This window comes from Paratractidigestivibacter sp. (genome assembly GCF_052362415.1).
In the GTDB taxonomy this organism is placed as follows: domain Bacteria; phylum Actinomycetota; class Coriobacteriia; order Coriobacteriales; family Atopobiaceae; genus Paratractidigestivibacter.
Genome location: NZ_DAWEMK010000025.1, coordinates 1 through 310, shown reverse-complemented (window position 1 = coordinate 310; position 310 = coordinate 1). Strand labels below are relative to the sequence as shown.

1 pseudogene is annotated in these 310 nt (G+C 69.4%); it reads right to left on the bottom strand.

Features of this window, described 5'->3' with window-relative positions:
- A pseudogene (locus ACT84W_RS04010) lies at positions 1-269 on the bottom strand (hypothetical protein); the annotation flags it as partial.
- Positions 270-310 lie beyond the last annotated feature (41 nt).

Here is a 310-nt window from a genome sequence, read left to right as displayed (position 1 = left end):
TCGGGGAGGAGCTGACCCTCTTTCTGCGCCTCCTTGCGGAAGAACCGGTGCGGGATCTGGAAGAGCACGCCGGCGCCGTCGCCGGTGTTGCGCTCGAGGCCCTTGCCGCCGCGGTGCTCGAGGTTGACGAGGACCGAGAGCGCGTCGTCGAGGGTCTGGTGGCTGCGGACGCCCTTGAGGTGCGCGATGGCGCCGATGCCGCAGGCGTCGTGCTCGTATTCGCTGCGGTAGAGGCCCGGCTGGCGGGTCTTGTCCTCTGTTTGGGTCATTGGGTTTCCTCTCCTTGTCGAGGGCGTGCGCGGGCGGCGCG